This window comes from Pseudomonas sp. NPDC087358 (assembly GCF_044900785.1).
Lineage (GTDB): Bacteria > Pseudomonadota > Gammaproteobacteria > Pseudomonadales > Pseudomonadaceae > Aquipseudomonas.
This window is the reverse complement of the sequence record NZ_JBJDOA010000020.1, coordinates 1-20,143: the sequence shown is the minus strand read 5'-3', so window position 1 is coordinate 20,143 and position 20,143 is coordinate 1. Positions and strand designations below refer to the sequence as shown.

The following is a 20,143-nucleotide window of genomic DNA, read 5'->3' as shown; positions in this document are numbered from 1 at the left end:
CGACAGGTGCGACGGCCGCAAACAACAAAGGACGCCGAAGCGTCCTTTGTCTGGCAAATCAGCAGGTCATTTACCGACCTGTTTTTCCTTGATTTCAGCCAGGGTCTTGCAGTCGACGCACATGTCGGCGGTTGGACGGGCTTCCAGACGGCGCAAGCCGATCTCGACGCCACAGGATTCGCACCAGCCATACTCTTCGTCTTCGATCAGTTGCAGCGTCTTGTCGATCTTCTTGATCAACTTGCGTTCACGATCACGTGCGCGCAGCTCAAGAGAGAACTCTTCTTCCTGGCTTGCACGGTCAGCAGGGTCAGGAAAGTTGGCCGCTTCATCCTTCATGTGATCGACCGTACGGTCGACTTCCTGCATCAGATCCTGTTTCCACTTCTGCAGGATCTTGGTGAAGTGTTTGCGCATGGGCTCGCCCATGTACTCTTCACCCTTGGCTTGAACGTAAGGTTCGAAACCACTGATCGTTTGATTGCTCTTTTGCTTTTCTTCGGTGGGCATGAACGGACCGCCTCTCACTCTTCTAAGCCATTGCGCAGGGTAATGATCCATCGCCGACACCCGCCGGCCCTGCGGCTGCAAGCGGGCGAACTTACCAGATCGAATCGGAGCGCGCTACTCCCGGTTGTCGAGCGTAGCTCTACAACGCGCCCGTGAACTATGACCACGGCCAAAGCGCCGGGTTTTATATTATTTTGCAGTGCCATCAGTCTAGCCCCCTGCGGCAATAACATCGCCATTTGTGGATCGTCGGCGACGTCGGGCAGGGTGATTCCCGATAAATCCTGTAGCGCGTCAGGCGGTTGGGTAGAATCGCTCGATCGTTTCCGATACCCGAGATCAAAAGGAAGGCCAATGCCCAAGCCCTACAGTGCGCGCAGCCGCGCCATCGAACCCTTTCATGTCATGGCGCTGCTGGCGCGTGCCAATGAACTGCAGGCGGCGGGACATGACGTCATCCATCTGGAAATCGGCGAGCCGGACTTCACCACCGCCGAGCCAATCGTCAAGGCAGGGCAGGCCGCTCTGGCCGCCGGCAAGACCCGTTACACCGCTGCCCGTGGGCTGCCGGAGCTGCGCCAGGCGATTTCCGGCTTCTATCAACAACGCTACAGCGTGGACATCGATCCAGGGCGGATTCTGATCACCCCGGGTGGTTCCGGTGCGCTGCTGCTGGCAACCAGCCTGCTGGTCGACCCCGGCAAACACTGGCTGCTGGCTGATCCGGGATACCCCTGCAACCGACATTTCCTGCGGCTTGTGGAGGGCGCGGCACAACTGGTCCCGGTGGGCCCCCAGGTGCGTTATCAACTGACGCCGGAGCTGGTCGAACAACACTGGAATCAGGACAGCGTTGGCGCGCTGGTGGCTTCGCCGGCCAACCCGACCGGCACATTGCTGCACCGTGAGGAGCTAGCCGCCCTGTCGGCATCGCTCAAGGCCCGTGATGGTCATCTGGTGGTGGACGAGATTTATCACGGCCTGACCTACGGCACCGATGCCGCCAGTGTGCTGGAGGTAGATAACGACGCTTTCGTGCTGAACAGTTTTTCAAAGTATTTCGGCATGACCGGCTGGCGTCTGGGCTGGCTGGTGGCGCCTGAGGCGGCGGTCGGCGATCTTGAGAAGCTGGCGCAGAACCTCTATATCAGTGCGCCGAGCATGGCGCAAAGCGCGGCGCTGGCGTGTTTCGAACCGCAGACACTGGAAATCCTCGAGCAGCGCCGGGCCGAATTCGGCAAGCGCCGGGATTTTCTGCTACCCGCGTTGCGTGAACTGGGCTTCAGGATCGCCGTCGAGCCAGAAGGCGCCTTCTATCTTTATGCCGATATCAGCGAATTTGGCGGCGATGCCTTTGCGTTCTGCCGGCATTTTCTGGAAACCCAACACGTGGCTTTCACCCCGGGGCTGGACTTCGGGCGCTATCAAGCCGGCCATCACGTGCGTTTTGCCTATACCCAAAGTCTGCCGCGGCTGCAGGAAGCCGTGGAGCGTATCGGGCGTGGGCTGGGGAGCTGGCAAGGCTGATGCGCTTTTCTCCCGAGCTCGAAGAGGGGCGCCTGCTGCAACGCTACAAGCGGTTTCTGGCGGATATCGAAACCCCCAGCGGCGAACGCCTGACCATCCACTGCCCCAATACCGGCTCGATGTTCAATTGCATGATGCCCGGCGGACGGGTCTGGTTCAGCCGCTCCAACGACCCCAAGCGCAAGCTGCCCGGAACCTGGGAGATCAGTGAAACGCCCCAGGGCCGTCTGGCCTGCGTCAACACCGGGCGCGCCAACAGGTTGGTCGAGGAAGCGCTGTTGGCCGGGGTCATCACCGAGCTCAACGGGTTTACCGCGCTCAAGCGTGAAGTGGCCTACGGGCAGGAGAACAGTCGCGTGGATTTCCGGCTGGATTACCCCGATGGCGCGCTGTTTCTGGAAGTGAAAAGCGTGACTCTGGGCTTTGCTGACAGCAACGTGGCGGCCTTTCCCGACGCGGTCACCCAGCGCGGCGCCAAGCACCTGCGTGAACTGGCGGCGTTGGCCCGTGAAGGGGTACGTGCCGTCTTGCTGTATTGCGTGAACTTGACCGGTATCGAGGCGGTGCGCCCGGCCGAAGAAATTGACGCGGCTTACGCGGCGGCGCTCAGGGACGCAGTGGCGGCTGGGGTAGAAGTGCTCGCCTACGGCGTGCAACTGACACCTGATCAAGTGCGGGTGGATCGTCGCCTGGAGGTGCATCTGACCGAGACTCGCCCGCTCAGTCCTGTCTTGGCGGGTTGACCCATATGCCTTGAGCGTCTTCGCCACAGGCGAGCGCGCTCAGGGATTTTCCCTCACAGGGCCCGGCAACGCATTCTCCGCTTTCGATCAGAAACAGCGCGCCATGGGTCGCGCACTGGATCAGGCTGGCGCTGGGATCGAGAAACTGATCGGGATGCCACTCCAGCGGCACGCCACGATGCGGGCAACGGTTCTGATAGACATAGACCCGCCCGGCCCTGCGAACCGCCAGCAGCCTCAAGCCATCGACGTCGAACCCTCGGCTTGAACCTTCGGCCAGACCATTTGCGTTACACAAGTATTTCAGCAGAGCCCCCTTCGCGCTTGACGCGCAAATGCAAATAATTATCAAATTGCCCGGCTGTCGGCAGCGGCATAGTCTGACAGTTCTGCAATCAGCGCGTCGATCCAGACCGGCTGTGGATCTTATCCCCAAGACAGCCAGCAGACGCGTTCTCCCCCTATCAAGGACATTGCCCCCATGCGCTTCATCGCCAAGCTGACCATCATCCTGCTCGGGCTTTCACTTCCACCTCTGGTGATGGCTGATGAGCAAGCGCCGCAGCGTTGGGTCAGTGCCGGTGGCGCGTTGACCGAATGGGTGGTGGCATTGGGGGGTGAGTCGCATCTGGTCGGCATCGACACCACCAGTCAGCATCCTGAATCAATCAAATCGTTACCCAGCATCGGCTATCAGCGCCAGTTGTCGTCGGAAGGCATCCTGAGTCTGCGTCCGAATATTCTGGTCGGCACCGAGGAAATGGGGCCGCCGCCGGTTCTGGAGCAACTGCGCGCGGCAGGGGTGAAGGTCGAAGTGTTCTCCGCCGGGGCCGATGTGGCTTCGCTGGAGCGCAATCTGCAGCAACTCGGCGCGTTGTTGGGCGATGAAGCTCAGGCGCGCCGGTCAAGCGAGCAATACGTGCATCAGCTGGACACTCAGCGCCAATGGCTCGCGCAGGTGCAGCAACATCAATCGGCGCCGGGCGTTTTGCTGCTGGTCAGTCATGCGGGCTCCGCGCCGATGGTTGCCGGGGCGGGCACCGTCGGTGACTGGCTGATCAAGCAGGCTGGCGGGCGCAACCTGGCGACCCACGCGGGCTACAAGATCTTCTCCACCGAGGCCATGGCCGGGTTGAACCCTGAGGTGCTGGTCTTCACTGATCGGGCGCAGAGCGGCGCTTCTTCGCGCCAGGCGCTGCTGCGCGAGAACCCGCTGCTGGCGCAAACCGAGGCCGCACGCAACAACCGTTTGTTCGAAGTTGACCCAACGCTGCTGGTCGGCGGCCTGGGTCCGCGGCTGCCGGACGCGCTGAAGACACTGAGCAAAGCCTTCTATCCGCCAAATGGCCCGCTTGAGGCCAAGGCTTCGCCCGCTCAATGAGGGCCATCCTGCAACCGCGCACGCTGTTCATCGTCCTGGGCATCGCCTGTCTGCTGGCGATCTGGCTGTCGCTGGCGCTTGGACCGGTCAGCCTGCCGCTCATGGACACTCTGCGCGCCGGTCTGCGCTTGATGGGCGTGCCTGTGGCGGGGGACAACCTGCAACAGGCGCAGCTGATTCTCGGGCAGATCCGCGTGCCCCGTACCTTGCTCGGGCTGGCGGTGGGCGCAGTGCTGGCCCTGTCGGGTGTGGCGATGCAGGGTCTGTTTCGTAATCCGTTGGCCGATCCCGGTCTGGTGGGGGTTTCCAGCGGCGCGGCCTTGGGCGCGGCGGTGGCGATTGTTGCCGGCGCAGCGTTGGGCGGTCTGCCCGAATATCTGCAACCTTATCTGCTGTCGATCTGTGCGTTTGCCGGGGGCCTGCTGGTGACCGGCATCGTGTACCGGTTGGGAAGTCGAGGCGGTCAGACCAGCGTCGGCATCATGCTGCTGGCCGGGGTCGCGATGACCGCGCTGGCCGGTTCGATCATTGGTTTGTTCAGCTATCTGGCCGATGACGCTGCACTGCGTACCCTGACGTTCTGGAACCTGGGCACCCTCAATGGCGCCAGCTACGCGAGACTTTGGCCGCTGCTCTTGGTGTGCGTGTTGGTGATCCTCTGGCTGCCGCGTCGGGCCAAAGCGTTGAACGCGCTGTTGCTGGGGGAATCGGAAGCCCGTCACCTGGGCATCGAAGTCGAGCGGCTCAAGCGCGAGCTGATTCTGTGCATCGCGCTGGGCGTCGGGGCAGCAGTGGCTGCCGCAGGGCTGATTGGTTTCGTCGGACTGATCGTGCCGCATCTGGTTCGGCTGATTGCCGGTCCCGATCACCGCGTAGTATTGCCGGCCTCAGCGTTGGCCGGGGCGAGCCTGCTGCTGTTCGCGGACGTGTTCGCGCGAATGGTGCTGGCCCCGGCAGAGCTGCCGATTGGCATCGTTACCGCCTTCATTGGCGCACCGTTCTTTCTGTTTCTGCTGGTTCGAGGGCGCACCTGATGATCAAAGCCGAGCAGGTGAGCGTCTATCGGGACGGTAAATGCGTGCTGGCGGATATCGATCTGACGCTCGAGCCAGGCCAGGTGCTGGGTGTGCTGGGTCCCAACGGTGCCGGCAAGAGCACGTTGCTGGGCGCATTGTGTGGTGAGTTGAAAACCACGCAAGGGCAGCTCTGGCTTGATGATCAGCCTCTGTCGCACTGGACCGGTCAGCAACGAGCGAGGCGGCTGGCGGTTCTGCCGCAAACATCGACGCTGAGCTTCGCTTTCAAGGTGCAGGAGGTTGTGGCGATGGGTCGCTTACCCCACGACAGCGGTCAGCATCGCGATGCCGAGATCATTCAGGCCGCCCTTGCTGCGGCTGACGCCTTGCATTTGCAGGACCGCAGCTACCTGGCGTTGTCTGGCGGGGAACGCCAGCGGGTGCACCTGGCCAGGGTCCTGGCGCAGTTGTGGCCAGGAGAGGGCGGGCAGACGCTGTTGCTTGACGAGCCGACCTCCATGCTCGATCCGCTGCATCAGCACACTACGCTGCAGGCTGTGCGTGAGTTCGCCGATCGCGGTGGGGCAGTGCTGGTGATCTTGCATGATCTCAATCTCGCCGCCCGCTATTGCGACCGTCTGCTGTTGCTGGAATCGGGTCGTCCTTTCGCCTTGGGCACCCCGGATGCAGTGCTGGTGCCGGAAGCGCTCAAAGCCGTGTTCGGGCTTGAAGTGCTGGTGCAACGTCATCCCGAGCGGGGTCACCCCCTGATCATCGCCCGCTAGTCAGCCCGTGCAGCACCTGTTTGAAGGCAAGCTCCTTAAGACGTTTCTGATAATTGCGTAGGCCGGCTCTTTGCACCTCGCATGGCCGTTCACGCCTGCTCCGGCTGGATTATCGTCGCTCCCCTGAATGTCATAGGCGATGAGGAGTGCAGCATGAGCAGGGTGATTGAAAGCGACGAACAATTGGCTCAAAAGGCCCTAGGGCTGCTGGAGCTGACGTCGCTGAATGCTGACGACACATCAGAGCGCATCATCGCCTTGTGCGAGCGGGCGCTGACGCCGGTGGGAAATGTCGCTGCGGTCTGTGTGTTACCCCGGTTTGCCGGACTGGCCAGGCGTACGCTCGATAGCCTCCATGCCCGGGAGGTCAGGGTCGTGGCGGCGGTGAATTTCCCCAATGGCGGCGCTTCCATTGCCATGGTGGAATCTGAAACTCATGCCGCGATGCTCACCGGGGCCGACGAAATCGATCTGGTGTATCCATTTCACGCGCATCTGGCGGGTGATAAACGGATCGGCGGCGAAATGATTGCTGCCTGCAAAGCCAAGTGCGCACGGCGCGGTCTGTTGACTGTGACGCTTGAGACGGGCGTGCTGCGAGACTCGCAGATCATTCACGATGCTTGCCGCACGGCTATTCGCGAAGGTGCAGCGTTCGTCAAGACCAGTACCGGCAAACAGATTGTCAGCGCGACGCCGCAGGCAGCGCGAATCCTGATCGAGGCGATTGCCGAGCTTGGCTCACAGGTCGGGCTCAAGGCCTCGGGGAATGTCCGGACACTGAGCGAGGCGCGTATTTACCTCGACATGGCTCAGGCGAGATTTGGCTCGTTCTGGCTGGAGCCGGGAAGGCTGCGTCTGGGCGCTTCGAGCCTGCTGGACGACCTTTTGGTGGAGCTGGGCGTTGGTCCGTGATTGACCGCAACCGAAGCTCAGGCAAAAAAAGACCGGCAAAAAAAGACCCGGCAAAAAGCCGGGTCAAAAACCGTGATTAGCCTGATGAGGAGATAATCTGAGAGTCCGAACCAAGGAGCCTTTCAGGTTACCGGCCAGTCTCGCGACTGGATGTGATAATCATAGTGATTCTCATTTGTATGTCAACAGGCAATCTCGAACTATTTTTCCTGACGGGTCTCAGGATGCCGACCAGGCTCCTTATCAAGCTTGGTCAGTTGGCGGTTCAACGATGCTTTGCGATCGTGGGACAGGTCACACCAATGTTGATTCAGCAACGCCCCCTCGATCGCATACAGCAAGACCTTCGAGGTCCGAAAACCGCGGGTCCTGACGGCCCTGTATGCATGAATGGCGCCTAGTCGGCGCAGGTCCGCAGCGTTGTGAATGCCCGCCGCGTGCAGCCATTGGGCCGATGTCTTGCCCAGATTCTTCATCTGCAGCAGTTCGTCTTCCATGATGCCTCCGTGCATGGTGTAGCTCCGTGTGAACAACCTCTCGCGCCCACACAAACTGAAGGTGCGAGCCATGGAATGAGCGTAGTTGTCTATCGGAAGACTGGCGTGGGAGCGGCAGGAAATTTCCGATTTAGGCGCCGAACGGTAGTGGGCGGAGGAATGCCGAACGGCAGACCCAGCCCTGCATGGCGTTGCATGCAGGGTCAAAAGAGGCTTGGAGCTGCATCGTTGCGCTCGAGTTCAGCGGGTGCGATACCGTAAGCGGGTGCCGAAGTTGACGGACATGAGAATCTCGTCTGCGCTCAACTCAGGCGGGAAATAGGCGCCGGAAATCTGCGCGTGGGCAATGCTTGCGCCTTCCAGTGATGCTGTGCGCAAGTCCAGGCCGCGCAGATCCGCTGAGCGAAAATACGCGTCGGTGAAGTCGATACCCTCAGCATTCAGCTCACGCAGATCCAGGCCGCGGAAGTCACCGCCAGCGAGGTCAACGGGGCCGCTTCTGGGGCGCTGGAGATTGAAGGCATTCACGTCGTCGCTGCGCAGCAAGGCAAAGAGCGGCGAATCGAGCTGCTTGGGCTGGTTCATCTGGCGTCACCATGTTGGAATTATGACGCCATTATAATGCCACTATCATCAAGCCGTGAAGGGGCAGTTCTCACGACTCGATGACCGGTGGGCGATGCTCAAAGGCCCGGCAGATACTGGCGAATATCCGTGACGAGCTTGTCCAGGTCGCTGCTGATGTTGGTCTCTACGTGCCTGCTGCGCAGCATTTCGTCTGCAGTCAGCGGTTCACGGTTGGCCAGTTGCGCTTCGATGACCTCCATGGTTGCGTCAGACGGGTCTTCATTTTTCGTCTGACGTTGCGCCAGCCAGCCTTCGATTACCGCTTTGGGGGCTGCGCAATCAAGGATCAGGAAAGGATCCCCGGCGGCTTCGGCGATCTGCGCGGTGACCATGCGCTGCTCATGTTTGAGGAAGGTGGCGTCGATCACTACCGGGAAGCCGGCGTGCAATACCACCGCGGCCAGTTCGTTCAGACGCTTGTAGGTGGCCACGCTGGCGTCCTCGGCGTACAGGTCCTTGTCGGCACTGAACAAGCGCTTGCGCTCTACATCCGAACGCAGACGAATCGCACCCAGCGCCTCGACCAGCCGCATGGCGACATGACTTTTGCCGACGGCAGAGACACCGTGGGTAATGGCCAGGAATTTCGAAGGGATGGCGCTATAGCTCTCCGCCAGATTGGCGTAGTTGCGGTACTGGCGCAGGGTAGTGGCGCGCTGCACATGATCGGCATCGGCCGACAGGCTGAACAATGCGACCTTGGCGCGAACCAGCGCGCGGTAGGCCTTATAGAAGTTGAGCAGCTCAAGGCCTGCATAGTCGCCGGTGTGTTCCAGATACTGGCTGATCAAGCGCCGCGACAGGCTTTTCAGGCCGCGATCTTCAAGGTCCATGGCCAGAAAGCCGATGTCGGCGTAGACGTCGGTCATGCGGAACGGTTCGTTGAATTCGATGCAGTCGAAAATCACCACGCGGCCATCGATCAGGGTGATGTTGCCCAAGTGGATATCACCGTGGCATTCACGGACAAACCCCTGAGCCTTGCGCTGGGCGAGCAGAGGTTTCAGCCGGTCGAAACTGGTCCTGGCCCAGGCTTCCAGGGCCTGAAGCTGGATCAGGTCTGCCTTTTCACTCAAGAAGGGCAGAATCTGCTCGAAGTTCTGGGTGACCGGCGCCATTACGCTGTCGGGGGAGCCCAGTTCGTTCTCGGACAGGACGCGAGGAGCCTTGTCGTGGAACCCGGCAATCTGACGCGCCATTTCGTCGATGTGTGCAGTGGTCAGTTCGCCCTTGCTCTGCAGGGTGCTGAGCAGCCCGTCCTGCGGGAATTGGCGCATTTTGAGTACGTATTCGATTGCCTCGCCATTGCCGCCCAGTTGCGGAGCCTCGGCGCTGCCGGTCACCGGCAATACTTCCAGATACAAATCTTCGGTCAGACGCTGGTTGAGCTTCAATTCCTGCTGGCAGAAGTGCTCGCGCGCCGCGAGGGCGGTGAAATCCAGAAAGCCGAAGTTGACCGGTTTCTTGATCTTGTAGGCGTAGGGGCCGGTCAGCAGGACCCAGGAAATGTGCGTCTCGATGACCTGGAACTGCTCCACCGGATGGGGAAACAGGGCAGGATTTTGCAGCGCGGCTAACAGTGTCTGGCTCACGGACGATCCTTGAAAGAGGCGAAGTCGATTTTGAAGTGACTAAAGGTGGCCATTATGGCCGCTCGGCGCATCGCTGCAAACCGCCGCGAGGGCAGTCTGCCGATGACCTTGAAAGTGCGTATAATCCGCCGCCATGACTCGATCCCGCGCTAAGAAAAAATCCCCCAAACCTGCCAACAGCCGCCTTCGCAGCCTGTTGGGCTGGGCTCTGAAACTCAGTCTCGTGGGCCTGGTGATCCTCGCCTGCTTCGCCGTGTACCTGGATTCCATCGTTCAGGAAAAATTCTCCGGCAAACGCTGGACCATTCCCGCCAAGGTCTACGCTCGACCGCTCGAATTGTTCGTCGGGCAGAAACTGTCGCGCGACGACTTCCTGATCGAGCTCGATGCTTTGGGTTACCGCCGCGAAAGCATCGCCAATGGCCCGGGCGCAGCGGCGGTCAACGGCAATAGCGTCGATCTGAATACCCGTGGCTTTCAGTTCTACGAAGGCGCGGATCCTGCGCAGCAGATTCACGTGCGTTTTTCCGGCGACTCCGTCGCTGATCTGACCGCAGCCAATGGCTCCAAGCTGGCCGTGGCCCGCCTCGAGCCTCTGATGATCGGCGGTCTGTATCCGAAAAACCTCGAGGACCGCATCCTGATCAAGCTCGATCAGGCGCCTCCGTATCTGCTCGATACTCTGGTGACGGTGGAAGACCGGGATTTCTATCATCACTTCGGCGTGTCGCCCAAGTCCATCGCACGTGCCTTCTGGGTCAATGCCTCGGCAGGCCAGATGCGTCAGGGCGGCTCGACGCTGACCCAGCAGCTGGTCAAGAACTTCTACCTGACCAACGAGCGCAGCATCACGCGCAAGCTGACCGAAGCGATGATGGCCATCCTGCTGGAGATTCACTACAGCAAGCAGGAAATCCTCGAGGCCTATCTCAACGAGGTGTTCGTCGGTCAGGATGGTCAACGTGCGGTGCACGGATTCGGCCTGGCCAGCCAGTATTTCTTCAGTCAGCCGCTATCCGAGCTCAAGTTGCATCAGGTGGCGCTGCTGGTCGGGCTGGTCAAGGGCCCTTCCTACTACAATCCGCGGCGCAATCCGGACCGGGCGCTGGAGCGCCGCAACCTGGTGCTGGACCTGCTTGAGCAGCAAGGGGTCGCCACGCCGGAAGTCGTCGCAGCGGCGAAGAAAATGCCGCTGGGCGTGACCAGGACCGGCTCGCTGGCCGACAGTTCGTTCCCTGATTTCCTTGATCTGGTCAAACGTCAGTTGCGTCAGGACTACCGTGACGAAGACTTGACCGAAGAAGGGCTGCGCATCTTCACCAGCTTCGATCCGATTCTGCAGATGAAGTCAGAAGCGGCGGTGCGTGAGAGCTTTGCCAGGATTTCAGGACGCAAGGGCGCCGACGAGATGGAAACGGCGATGGTCGTGACCAACCCGGAAACCGGAGAAGTGCAGGCCCTGATCGGCAGTCGTCAGGCAGGCTTTGCCGGCTTCAACCGCGCGCTGGATGCGGTGCGGCCGATTGGCTCGTTGGTCAAACCGGCGATCTACCTGACCGCGCTCGAGCGTCCGCAGCAATACACGCTGACCAGCTGGGTGCCGGACGAGCCATTCCAGGTCAAGGGTGCGGACGGTCAGATCTGGAAACCGCAGAACTTCGATCACAAGGCCCACGGCAATATCTTCCTGTATCAGGGCCTGGCGCATTCCTACAACCTGTCCAGTGCCAAACTCGGTCTGGATCTTGGCGTGCCGAATGTGTTCAAGACGCTGACCAAGCTTGGCGTGACGCGTGACTGGCCAGCGTTCCCGTCGATGCTGCTGGGAGCCGGTGCGCTGAGCCCGATCGAAGTGGCGACCATGTATCAGACCATTGCCAGTGGCGGATTCAACACGCCATTACGCGGGATCCGCAGTGTGCTGACCGCCGAGGGCGAACCGCTCAAGCGTTACCCGTTCCAGATCCAGCAGCGTTTCGATCCCGGCTCCATTTATCTGCTGCAGAACGCCATGCAGCGCGTGATGCGCGAAGGCACCGGCAAGTCGGTGTACAACGTCTTGCCGAGCACGCTGAATCTGGCCGGCAAGTCGGGCACCACCAATGACTCGCGGGACAGCTGGTTCGCAGGTTTCAGTCAGGACTTGCTGGCCGTGGTGTGGATGGGTCGTGACGACAACGGCAAGACCCCGTTCACCGGCGCCACCGGTGCGCTGCAGGTGTGGACCAGCTTCATGAAGAAGGCCGATCCGCTGCCGCTGGACATGGCCATGCCCGATAACGTTGTGCAGGCCTGGGTCAATGCCTCGACCGGCCAGGGCACCGACGCCAGTTGCCCGGGGGCCGTGCAGATGCCGTATATTCGCGGCAGTGAGCCGCAACCAGGGCCGACGTGCGGTGGGCCGACAGCGCCTGCCGATTCGGTGATGGACTGGGTCAAGGGCTGGTTGAATTAAGCGAAGAGGGTGTGAAGTGAACAAGTGGTGGATTCCGGCTTTAACGGCTCTGGCTTTGCTCAATGGTTGCGCGAGTCAGACGCGCAGCAACATTCCGGTTGTCGATTCCGGGTCTCGCGTGTCCAACGGCGAGCGAGTGTCGGCAACGCGTAACGGTACTTACCGCGCGCCGGTGCAGGCACAGACGCAATCGCGAGCGATCCAGGAAGATTCTGGCGTCACGGTCATGATTCCGGGCGGGGCGACTACCAGTGCCGCGCCCATTTCGACCTTCGTTGCGCCGAGCAATACCGCGCCGATCAGCACTGCACCGATCGATACCTCGCCGGTCAGTCAGGCGCCGGTCAACAACACCTACACGCCGCCTGCGGTGAGCAACACTTACAACATGCCTTCGTCGGCACCCACCGGTATCCCGTCGGCATCCAGTGGTGGCCTGTCGGCTGACGAGCAACTCGACGGCCCGGTTCTCGCCTTGCTGACGACCGCCCAGCAACAGCAGAGCAGCGGCGACCTCAATGGTGCGTCGTCCAGCCTGGAGCGCGCGCAGCGCGTTGCACCGCGTGAACCTCAGGTGCTGTACAAGTTGGCGCAGGTTCGCCTGGCTCAGGGTGATGCCCCACAAGCCGAACAGCTGGCACGTCGGGGTCTGACGTATGCCAACGGTCGTGCCAGCCTGCAAGCGAGCCTGTGGGGGCTGATTGCTCAGGCGCGGGAGAAACAGGGTGATGCGGCGGGTGCTGCACTGGCTCGGCAGAAGGCCAATGGATAAACGTTTTCCGAAGATCGCCGACCAACTGCTGCTGATCGAGCGTGAGCTTCGTGTACTGGGCTGGTGGAAAGACGTGCCGCCAAGCGACGAGGATCTGTCGAGTCGCGAGCCTTTCTGCGTCGATACGCTGGATTTCGATCAGTGGTTACAGTGGATTTTCCTGCCCCGCATGAAAACCATACTCGAGCAGGATCTGGCGTTGCCCAACGCCTCTGGCATTCTGGAGATGGCGCAGATGGTCTACGCCAGTCGCGCCCAGGAAACCCGCCATCTGCAGGACCTGCTTGCGCAATTCGATCGCCTGATCACCGCCTCGAGCTGAAATTCAGTTGCAAGTATCGTCGATGGACTTTCTGACCTCGGCGATGCGTGCCTGACGCTCTTCTTCGGTAAAGCGCCTGAACTCCCCGTTCACCTCTTCGCGCACTCGCGGGTTGTTCTGCAACTGTGCGAGGTTGGTGCGTTGGGTCTCGCAGTACTCCTTGCGCTTGGCCTCTTGCGCGGCGACCTGTCTTTTTACCTTGGCATCGGCGGCCTGTTGTTCCTGATCCGGCCCGGCGCGGGTAGCGGGGGCGGCAGGTGGGGGCGTGACCGGCTTCTGCACGTCGACTTCCTGGGCCGACTGCCCGGCGGGTGGCTGGGCGTCAAAATGGGTAACGCCCTGGGTATCGACCCACTTGTAGATCTGCGCCGCCTGACCGGTCGCTGAACCGACCGTCAACGTTAGCGTGGCTGCAAGAATCATCCAGCGCATACTGCTTCCTTAACTTCGTCTGCTGTGCGGGTGAAACCTATCACAAGCGGGTCGCAACGACCTCATTCGGTGCTTTTTCGTGTGCGGTGGATGAAGAAAGCGCATCGATGACTTGACTTGAGACGGACGAATCAGAACAATCCAAAGTTCGCTGTAGAGGGACTGCCAGAAGCAGACCGTCTCGGTAGATCATGAGGCGCACACCCGCGTCGACCTGTTACACCCGCAACGCGTTACCTCGCGCTGGGTGGGAAGACCCCGAAACACTCAGGGGAGCTCCCAATACTTGCTCAGTCAGTGCTGACGTAGTCGGCGACCACCGTCGCTCATGCTCTGCTTTGCAGTAAACCTATTAAGACCCGTCCCCGGCTGCACTGGACGGTTTTCTGGCGTTTTAGAGGTGAACAACGTGGAGCTTTTATCTGGCGCTGAAATGGTCGTCCGCTTTTTGCGTGACGAAGGCGTTGAGCATATCTATGGGTACCCCGGCGGTGCCCTCCTGCATATTTACGACGCGCTGTTCCAAGAACCGGCTGTGAGCCACATCCTTGTTCGTCACGAGCAGGCTGCCACTCACATGGCCGACGGTTATGCCCGCGCCACCGGCAAGGCTGGCGTAGTACTGGTGACTTCAGGTCCCGGCGCCACCAACGCCATCACCGGCATCGCAACGGCCTACATGGATTCGATTCCGATGGTTGTCCTGTCGGGTCAGGTACCGAGCAACATGGTAGGTACCGATGCCTTCCAGGAAACCGACATGATCGGTATCTCCCGGCCTATCGTGAAGCACAGCTTCATGATCAAGCATCCGTCGGAAATCCCTGAAGTCCTGAAAAAGGCCTTCTACCTGGCGCAGTCCGGTCGTCCTGGTCCTGTCGTGGTCGACATCCCGAAAGACATGACCAACCCGGCCGAGAAATTCGAATACGTCTTTCCCAAGAAAGCCAAGCTGCGCTCCTACAGCCCGGCCGTACGTGGCCACTCGGGGCAGATCCGCAAGGCTGTGGAAATGCTCCTGGCGGCCAAGCGTCCGATCATCTACGCCGGCGGCGGTGTGATCATGGGCAACGGCTCTGCACCGTTGACCGAGCTTGCGCGACTGCTGAACACTCCAGTGACCAATACGCTGATGGGGCTGGGTTCGTATCCTGGCACCGACCGTCAGTTCGTCGGCATGCTGGGTATGCACGGCAGCTACACCGCCAACCTGGCCATGCACCACGCGGACGTTATCCTGGCGGTCGGTGCGCGTTTCGATGATCGGGTGATCAACGGCCCGGCGCGCTTCTGCCCTGGCGCGAAAATCATCCACATCGATATCGACCCGGCTTCGATCTCCAAGACCATCAAGGCCGACGTTCCTATCGTCGGGCCGGTCGAGAGTGTGCTGACCGAAATGGTCGCGACCCTCAAGGAAATCGGCGAGACGCCCAGCAAGGAGTCGGTTGCGACCTGGTGGAAGCAGATCGACGAATGGCGTGGCGATGGCGACCTGTTCCCCTACAACCGCGGCGATGGCAGCCTCATCAAGCCTCAGGCAGTCATCGAGACCCTGTGCGAAGTGACCAAGGGCGATGCCTACGTGACCTCCGACGTCGGTCAACACCAGATGTTTGCGGCCCAGTACTATCGCTTCAACAAGCCCAATCGCTGGATCAACTCCGGTGGCCTGGGCACCATGGGCTTCGGTCTTCCGGCGGCCATGGGCGTTGCACTGAGCTTTCCGGATGCTCAGGTTGCCTGTGTGACCGGCGAAGGCAGCATCCAGATGAACATTCAGGAACTGTCGACCTGCCTGCAGTACAACCTGCCGGTGAAGATCATCCTGCTCAACAACGGCGTGCTCGGTATGGTCCGTCAGTGGCAGGACATGAGCTATAGCGGTCGCCACTCGCATTCCTACATGGAATCATTGCCTGACTTCGTCAAGCTGGTCGAAGCCTACGGCCACGTCGGTATGAAGATCACCGACCTGAAAGACCTCAAGCCGAAGATGGAAGAAGCGTTCGCCATGAAAGATCGCCTGGTGTTCCTCGACATCCAGGTCGATGTTGCCGAGCACGTTTATCCGATGCAGATCAGAGACGGCTCGATGCGCGATATGTGGCTGAGCAAGACGGAGCGGACTTAATCATGCGGCACATCATTTCGCTATTGCTGGAAAACGAACCGGGTGCCTTGTCCCGCGTCGTGGGTCTGTTTTCGCAGCGCAACTACAACATCGAAAGCCTGACCGTGGCGCCCACCGAAGACCCGACCCTGTCGCGTCTGACGCTCACGACTGTCGGCCATGATGAGGTGATCGAGCAGATCACCAAGAACCTCAACAAGCTGGTCGAAGTGGTCAAGCTGGTCGATCTGTCGGAAAGTGCTCACATCGAGCGCGAGCTGATGCTGATCAAGGTCAAGGCCACTGGCGCCCAGCGCGCCGAAATCAAGCGCACCACGGACATCTTCCGCGGCCAGATCGTTGATGTTTCCAGCAGTGTCTACACCGTGCAGCTGACAGGGACGAGCGACAAACTGGATAGTTTTATTCAGGCCATTGGCACAACCGCCATCCTGGAAACCGTACGCAGCGGCGTCACGGGCATCGCCCGCGGCGACAAAGTGCTGAGCATTTAACCTAAATTTTGCGAATGGCCTTGATGGCCAAGATAACAGGGGAATTTCATGAAAGTTTATTACGACAAAGACTGCGACCTTTCGATCATCCAGGGCAAAAAAGTTGCCATCATCGGTTACGGTTCCCAAGGCCACGCCCAGGCGTGCAACCTGAAAGACTCCGGCGTTGATGTCACCGTTGGTCTGCGTAAAGGTTCGGCGACTGTCGCCAAGGCTGAAGCTCACGGCCTGAAAGTGGCCGACGTTGCCACCGCCGTTGCCGGTGCCGACCTGGTCATGATCCTGACCCCGGACGAATTCCAGTCCCAGCTGTACAAGAACGAAGTCGAGCCAAACATCAAGAAAGGCGCCACCCTGGCCTTCTCCCACGGTTTCGCCATTCACTACAACCAGGTTCTGCCACGCGCTGACCTGGACGTGATCATGATCGCGCCAAAAGCGCCAGGTCACACCGTGCGTACCGAATTCGTCAAAGGCGGCGGTATCCCTGACCTGATCGCTGTTTACCAGGATGCCTCGGGCAACGCCAAGAACGTTGCGCTGTCCTACGCTTCGGGCGTTGGCGGCGGCCGTACCGGTATCATCGAAACTACCTTCAAGGACGAGACCGAAACCGACCTGTTCGGCGAACAAGCCGTCCTGTGCGGTGGTACCGTCGAACTGGTCAAAGCCGGTTTCGAAACGCTGGTTGAAGCTGGCTACGCGCCAGAAATGGCCTACTTCGAGTGCCTGCACGAACTGAAGCTGATCGTTGACCTCATGTACGAAGGCGGTATCGCCAACATGAACTACTCGATCTCCAACAACGCCGAATACGGCGAGTACGTGACCGGTCCGGAAGTCATCAACGCCGAATCCCGTCAGGCCATGCGCAATGCACTCAAGCGCATCCAGGACGGCGAATACGCCAAGATGTTCATCGCCGAGGGCGCAAGCGGCTACCCTTCGATGACCGCCAAGCGTCGTAACAACAAGGCTCACGGCATCGAAATCATCGGCGAGCAGCTGCGTTCGATGATGCCTTGGATCGCGAAGAACAAGATCGTCGACCAGACCAAGAACTAAGATTGTCTGAATCCAGTTCCGGTTAATGAAAAACGCGACCTCAGGGTCGCGTTTTTTCGTTATGGGGGCTCATCTGGTATAAAGCTGCATCGTTCGCTGGCGCCAAGGCGCCGTGAGCATCTGTCGAAAATTCATAGCTGCAAGGTATTGTCCATGAGCGAACGTCCCGATGAGCCAAACAAGGCTTCTGACGCCGAAAGCCTGCTACCGATCGATGAGCATATAGAAGAGGGCCATGACGCTGAAGGGCGCAAGGTCCGGCATCGCGGCATTTATCTGCTGCCCAACCTTTTCACCACGGCGAACCTGTTTGCGGGGTTCTACTCGATCATCAGTTCCATGAGTGCGCAGAGTGCCTTGAGCGCTGGTGACCTGGTCGGGGCGAGCAAGTACTTTGCGTTCGCCGCCATCGCCATATTCGTGGCCATGGTGCTCGATGGCCTGGACGGTCGTGTTGCGCGTATGACGAACACTCAGAGTGCGTTCGGCGCCGAGTACGATTCGCTGTCGGATATGGTCGCCTTCGGTGTCGCACCGGCGTTGCTGGCCTTCGGTTGGGCGCTGGGCGACATGGGCAAGGTTGGCTGGATGGTCGCCTTCATTTACGTCGCGGGTGCGGCGTTGCGCCTGGCGCGCTTCAACACGCAGGTGGGCAAGGCGGACAAGCGTTATTTCATCGGTCTGGCCAGTCCTGCGGCCGCCGGCGTGGTGGCGGGGACTGTCTGGGCGTTCAGCGATTACGGTATTCAGGGTTCAAAACTGTCATTCCTGGTGGCGCTGCTGGTGGCGGCGGCCGGCATGCTGATGGTCAGCAACATCAAGTACAACAGCTTCAAGGAGCTGGATCTGAAGGGCCGCGTACCTTTTGTTGCAATCCTGGCCGTGGTTCTGGTGTTTGCGGTGGTATTCAGCGATCCGCCCCGCATCCTGCTGCTGATCTTCCTCGGCTACGCAGCCTCGGGCCCGGTTCAGTACCTGTTGCGGCTTCGTCGTCACAAATAGAACTACAGATCCGTTTCCCCGCATACTCCACAGGCTAGTAAGGTGCATCAATCCTGCTGACTGTGGAGTTGTCATGCTTATCAAGATCCCCGCCGCATCCGCCTGCAACGAGTCGGATGTCACGCCTGAATCAATCTACCTCTCTCGCCGTTCACTGTTGGGCGCCTCGCTGGCCGGGCTGACCATCAGCGCCTTGCCCTCATGGGCGCAGGCGGCCGAACCTTCGCAATATGCGGGGGTGGAGGCGGGTAGCGCGCCGGACTGGTTCCAGAACAAACTCTCTTCGACTCAGTGGCAGGCCGTGACCGTGAAGGATGAGGCCATCACCCCCTTCAAGGACGCCACGCACTACAACAACTTCTATGAGTTCGGCACCGACAAGGGCGACCCGGCGCAAAACGCAGGTTCCTTGAAGACTGAACCCTGGAGTGTGGTGATTGATGGGGAGGTCGGTAAGCCGGGCCGCTATGCGCTAGAGGACTTCATCAAGCCCTATCAGCTGGAGGAGCGTATCTACCGCTTGCGCTGCGTCGAAGCGTGGTCGATGGTCATTCCATGGATAGGCTTTCCCATTTCGGCATTGCTCAAGCAAGTCGAGCCCACCGCCAAGGCCCGGTACATCCGCTTCGAAACCCTGCAGGACCCCAAGACCATGCCGGGACAGCGCTCAGGCTTTGCACTGATCGACTGGCCCTATGTCGAGGGGCTGCGCCTGGACGAGGCGATGAACCCGTTGGCGATTCTGGCGGTAGGCATGTACGGACGAGAACTGGCCAATCAGAACGGCGCGCCATTGCGTCTGGTGGTGCCATGGAAGTACGGCTTCAAGAGCGTAAAGTCGATCGTGCGCATCAGTCTGGTCAGCGAGCAGCCAAAAACCACCTGGCAGAGCATCGCGGCCAATGAGTATGGGTTCTACGCCAACGTGAACCCCAGCGTCGATCATCCGCGCTGGACTCAGGCGCGCGAACGGCGGCTGCCCAGCGGCCTGTTCAGCCCCAATATCCGGCCTACGGAAATGTTCAACGGCTACGCAGAGCAAGTCGCTTCTTTATATGCGGGCATGGACCTGCGCAAGGATTATTGATGCGTTACCGGTTATGGCGCCTGGCGGTCTTTATCGCGATCTGCGTTCCACCTGTGTTCTGGCTCCGTCAGGCATGGATCCTCGATCTGGGGCCAGACCCCGGGAAGGTGCTGGTGGATCGATTCGGGCTGGGCACATTGGTGCTGCTGCTCATCACATTGGCCATGACGCCCTTGCAGCGGGTCACTGGTTGGCCGGGGTGGATTGCGGTTCGGCGGCAGCTAGGCTTGTGGTGCTTTGCTTGCGTAGTGGTGCATATGTCGGCGTACGGCTTTTTCATCCTGGGGTTCGATTGGGCTCAATTGGGCGTCGAGCTGGTCAAGCGTCCATATATCATCGTCGGCAGCCTGGCTTTTCTGTGTTTACTGGCGTTGGCGGTGACGTCCAATCGCTTTAGTCAGCGGCGGTTGGGTAGGCGGTGGAAGAAGCTGCACCGGCTTATATATGTGATTTTGGGGCTGGGCCTTTTGCATATGTTGTGGATTGTCAGGGCCGACCTCAAGGAGTGGGCTTACTATGCAGGCGTCGGCGTTTTCCTGCTGCTGTTAAGGATCCCCGCGATTGCTCGGCGGATCCCTCGCTTCACAAGTCGCAAAGCGGGCGCTGTAACAAAAGTTTAAATAAGTGCTTGACGCCCCTCCGGATCTGTCTATAATTCGCCCCACTTCCGGCGCAGACGAAACGAAAAACTTCTTGAGAATCAAAGAGTTGGACGAAGTAAGCAGCGAGGAAGCGCTTCGGTTCAGATGCTTGAATCGACAGCGGTGAGAAAGGAGTTGACAGCAAG

At 60.1% G+C, this 20,143-nt stretch carries 21 protein-coding genes; 15 read left to right on the top strand and 6 right to left on the bottom strand.

Going from position 1 to position 20,143, the window contains the following annotated elements; genetic code table 11:
• Positions 1-66 precede the first annotated feature (66 nt).
• Positions 67-510, bottom strand: coding sequence for an RNA polymerase-binding protein DksA (dksA, locus tag ACI2KS_RS28455; RefSeq protein ID WP_404624365.1), 444 nt, complete (start codon positions 508-510; stop codon positions 67-69).
• Between the two features lie 354 nt (positions 511-864).
• Here dksA and ACI2KS_RS28450 point away from each other — a divergent pair, with 354 nt between their 5' ends.
• Positions 865-2,037: a pyridoxal phosphate-dependent aminotransferase gene (locus tag ACI2KS_RS28450; protein ID WP_404624364.1), complete on the top strand. Its 1,173-nt coding sequence runs from the start codon at positions 865-867 to the stop codon at positions 2,035-2,037.
• Entirely contained in the window at positions 2,037-2,780 is a 744-nt protein-coding gene (gene sfsA / locus ACI2KS_RS28445; protein ID WP_404624363.1) for a DNA/RNA nuclease SfsA, read from the top strand. Before ACI2KS_RS28450 ends, sfsA begins: the two co-directional genes overlap by 1 nt.
• Here the strand turns inward: sfsA and ACI2KS_RS28440 are convergent.
• A complete protein-coding gene (locus ACI2KS_RS28440; RefSeq protein ID WP_404624397.1) occupies positions 2,758-3,087 on the bottom strand; it encodes a Rieske (2Fe-2S) protein in 330 nt (109 codons plus the stop codon). The two genes, sfsA and ACI2KS_RS28440, sit on opposite strands and share 23 nt — an antisense overlap.
• A gap of 174 nt (positions 3,088-3,261) precedes the next feature.
• Between ACI2KS_RS28440 and ACI2KS_RS28435 the strand changes: the two genes are divergently transcribed.
• The 4 genes from ACI2KS_RS28435 to deoC all read left to right on the top strand — a co-directional run bounded on the left by ACI2KS_RS28435 (position 3,262) and on the right by deoC (position 6,877).
• Positions 3,262-4,161 carry a hemin ABC transporter substrate-binding protein gene (locus ACI2KS_RS28435; protein WP_404624362.1) on the top strand — a complete coding sequence of 300 codons (900 nt, stop codon included), beginning with the start codon at positions 3,262-3,264 and terminating at the stop codon, positions 4,159-4,161.
• A gap of 50 nt (positions 4,162-4,211) precedes the next feature.
• Positions 4,212-5,195 carry a FecCD family ABC transporter permease gene (locus ACI2KS_RS28430; protein ID WP_404624396.1) on the top strand — a complete coding sequence of 328 codons (984 nt, stop codon included), beginning with the start codon at positions 4,212-4,214 and terminating at the stop codon, positions 5,193-5,195.
• Positions 5,195-5,962 (top strand): heme ABC transporter ATP-binding protein, encoded by a 768-nt coding sequence (locus ACI2KS_RS28425; RefSeq protein ID WP_404624361.1) that lies wholly within the window; start codon positions 5,195-5,197, stop codon positions 5,960-5,962. Before ACI2KS_RS28430 ends, ACI2KS_RS28425 begins: the two co-directional genes overlap by 1 nt.
• A gap of 153 nt (positions 5,963-6,115) precedes the next feature.
• On the top strand, positions 6,116-6,877 hold the full coding sequence (gene deoC, locus ACI2KS_RS28420) for a deoxyribose-phosphate aldolase (RefSeq protein ID WP_404624360.1): 762 nt from the start codon (positions 6,116-6,118) through the stop codon (positions 6,875-6,877).
• 200 nt (positions 6,878-7,077) lie between these two features.
• On the opposite strand, the gene ACI2KS_RS28415 is transcribed toward deoC, so the two are convergent.
• The 3 genes from ACI2KS_RS28415 to ACI2KS_RS28405 form a co-directional block, all read right to left on the bottom strand.
• Positions 7,078-7,374 (bottom strand): TfoX/Sxy family protein, encoded by a 297-nt coding sequence (locus tag ACI2KS_RS28415; protein WP_404624359.1) that lies wholly within the window; start codon positions 7,372-7,374, stop codon positions 7,078-7,080.
• Positions 7,375-7,614: 240 nt separating this feature from the next.
• Positions 7,615-7,959, bottom strand: a complete 345-nt coding sequence (locus ACI2KS_RS28410; protein ID WP_404624358.1) for a pentapeptide repeat-containing protein — start codon at positions 7,957-7,959, stop codon at positions 7,615-7,617.
• A gap of 98 nt (positions 7,960-8,057) precedes the next feature.
• A complete protein-coding gene (locus tag ACI2KS_RS28405) occupies positions 8,058-9,593 on the bottom strand; it encodes an AAA family ATPase (RefSeq protein ID WP_404624357.1) in 1,536 nt (511 codons plus the stop codon).
• A 133-nt stretch (positions 9,594-9,726) separates the two neighbouring features.
• Here ACI2KS_RS28405 and mrcB point away from each other — a divergent pair, with 133 nt between their 5' ends.
• Genes mrcB through ACI2KS_RS28390 form a run of 3 tightly spaced genes read left to right on the top strand, consistent with a single transcriptional unit; the run spans position 9,727 to position 13,142 of the window.
• On the top strand, positions 9,727-12,048 hold the full coding sequence (gene mrcB / locus ACI2KS_RS28400; RefSeq protein WP_404624356.1) for a penicillin-binding protein 1B: 2,322 nt from the start codon (positions 9,727-9,729) through the stop codon (positions 12,046-12,048).
• 16 nt (positions 12,049-12,064) lie between these two features.
• Positions 12,065-12,820 carry a tetratricopeptide repeat protein gene (locus ACI2KS_RS28395; protein ID WP_404624355.1) on the top strand — a complete coding sequence of 252 codons (756 nt, stop codon included), beginning with the start codon at positions 12,065-12,067 and terminating at the stop codon, positions 12,818-12,820.
• Positions 12,813-13,142 (top strand): YqcC family protein, encoded by a 330-nt coding sequence (locus ACI2KS_RS28390; RefSeq protein WP_404624354.1) that lies wholly within the window; start codon positions 12,813-12,815, stop codon positions 13,140-13,142. The genes ACI2KS_RS28395 and ACI2KS_RS28390 overlap by 8 nt, the downstream gene beginning before the upstream one ends.
• 3 nt (positions 13,143-13,145) lie before the next feature.
• Here the strand turns inward: ACI2KS_RS28390 and ACI2KS_RS28385 are convergent, their stop codons facing one another.
• Entirely contained in the window at positions 13,146-13,574 is a 429-nt protein-coding gene (locus tag ACI2KS_RS28385) for a DUF4124 domain-containing protein (RefSeq protein ID WP_404624353.1), read from the bottom strand.
• A 409-nt stretch (positions 13,575-13,983) separates the two neighbouring features.
• Between ACI2KS_RS28385 and ACI2KS_RS28380 the strand changes: the two genes are divergently transcribed.
• The 6 genes from ACI2KS_RS28380 (at position 13,984) to msrQ (ending at position 19,976) form a co-directional block, all read left to right on the top strand.
• Complete coding sequence (locus tag ACI2KS_RS28380; protein WP_404624352.1) at positions 13,984-15,708, top strand: acetolactate synthase 3 large subunit; 1,725 nt, start codon at positions 13,984-13,986, stop codon at positions 15,706-15,708.
• A 2-nt stretch (positions 15,709-15,710) separates the two neighbouring features.
• Entirely contained in the window at positions 15,711-16,202 is a 492-nt protein-coding gene (ilvN, locus tag ACI2KS_RS28375) for an acetolactate synthase small subunit (RefSeq protein ID WP_093469284.1), read from the top strand.
• A gap of 48 nt (positions 16,203-16,250) precedes the next feature.
• Complete coding sequence (gene ilvC / locus ACI2KS_RS28370) at positions 16,251-17,267, top strand: ketol-acid reductoisomerase (protein ID WP_404624351.1); 1,017 nt, start codon at positions 16,251-16,253, stop codon at positions 17,265-17,267.
• Positions 17,268-17,420: 153 nt separating this feature from the next.
• On the top strand, positions 17,421-18,269 hold the full coding sequence (gene pssA / locus ACI2KS_RS28365) for a CDP-diacylglycerol--serine O-phosphatidyltransferase (RefSeq protein WP_404624350.1): 849 nt from the start codon (positions 17,421-17,423) through the stop codon (positions 18,267-18,269).
• A gap of 73 nt (positions 18,270-18,342) precedes the next feature.
• Positions 18,343-19,356, top strand: coding sequence for a protein-methionine-sulfoxide reductase catalytic subunit MsrP (msrP, locus tag ACI2KS_RS28360; protein ID WP_404624349.1), 1,014 nt, complete (start codon positions 18,343-18,345; stop codon positions 19,354-19,356).
• Positions 19,356-19,976: a protein-methionine-sulfoxide reductase heme-binding subunit MsrQ gene (msrQ, locus tag ACI2KS_RS28355; protein ID WP_404624348.1), complete on the top strand. Its 621-nt coding sequence runs from the start codon at positions 19,356-19,358 to the stop codon at positions 19,974-19,976. Before msrP ends, msrQ begins: the two co-directional genes overlap by 1 nt.
• The last annotated feature ends 167 nt before the right edge of the window (positions 19,977-20,143 follow it).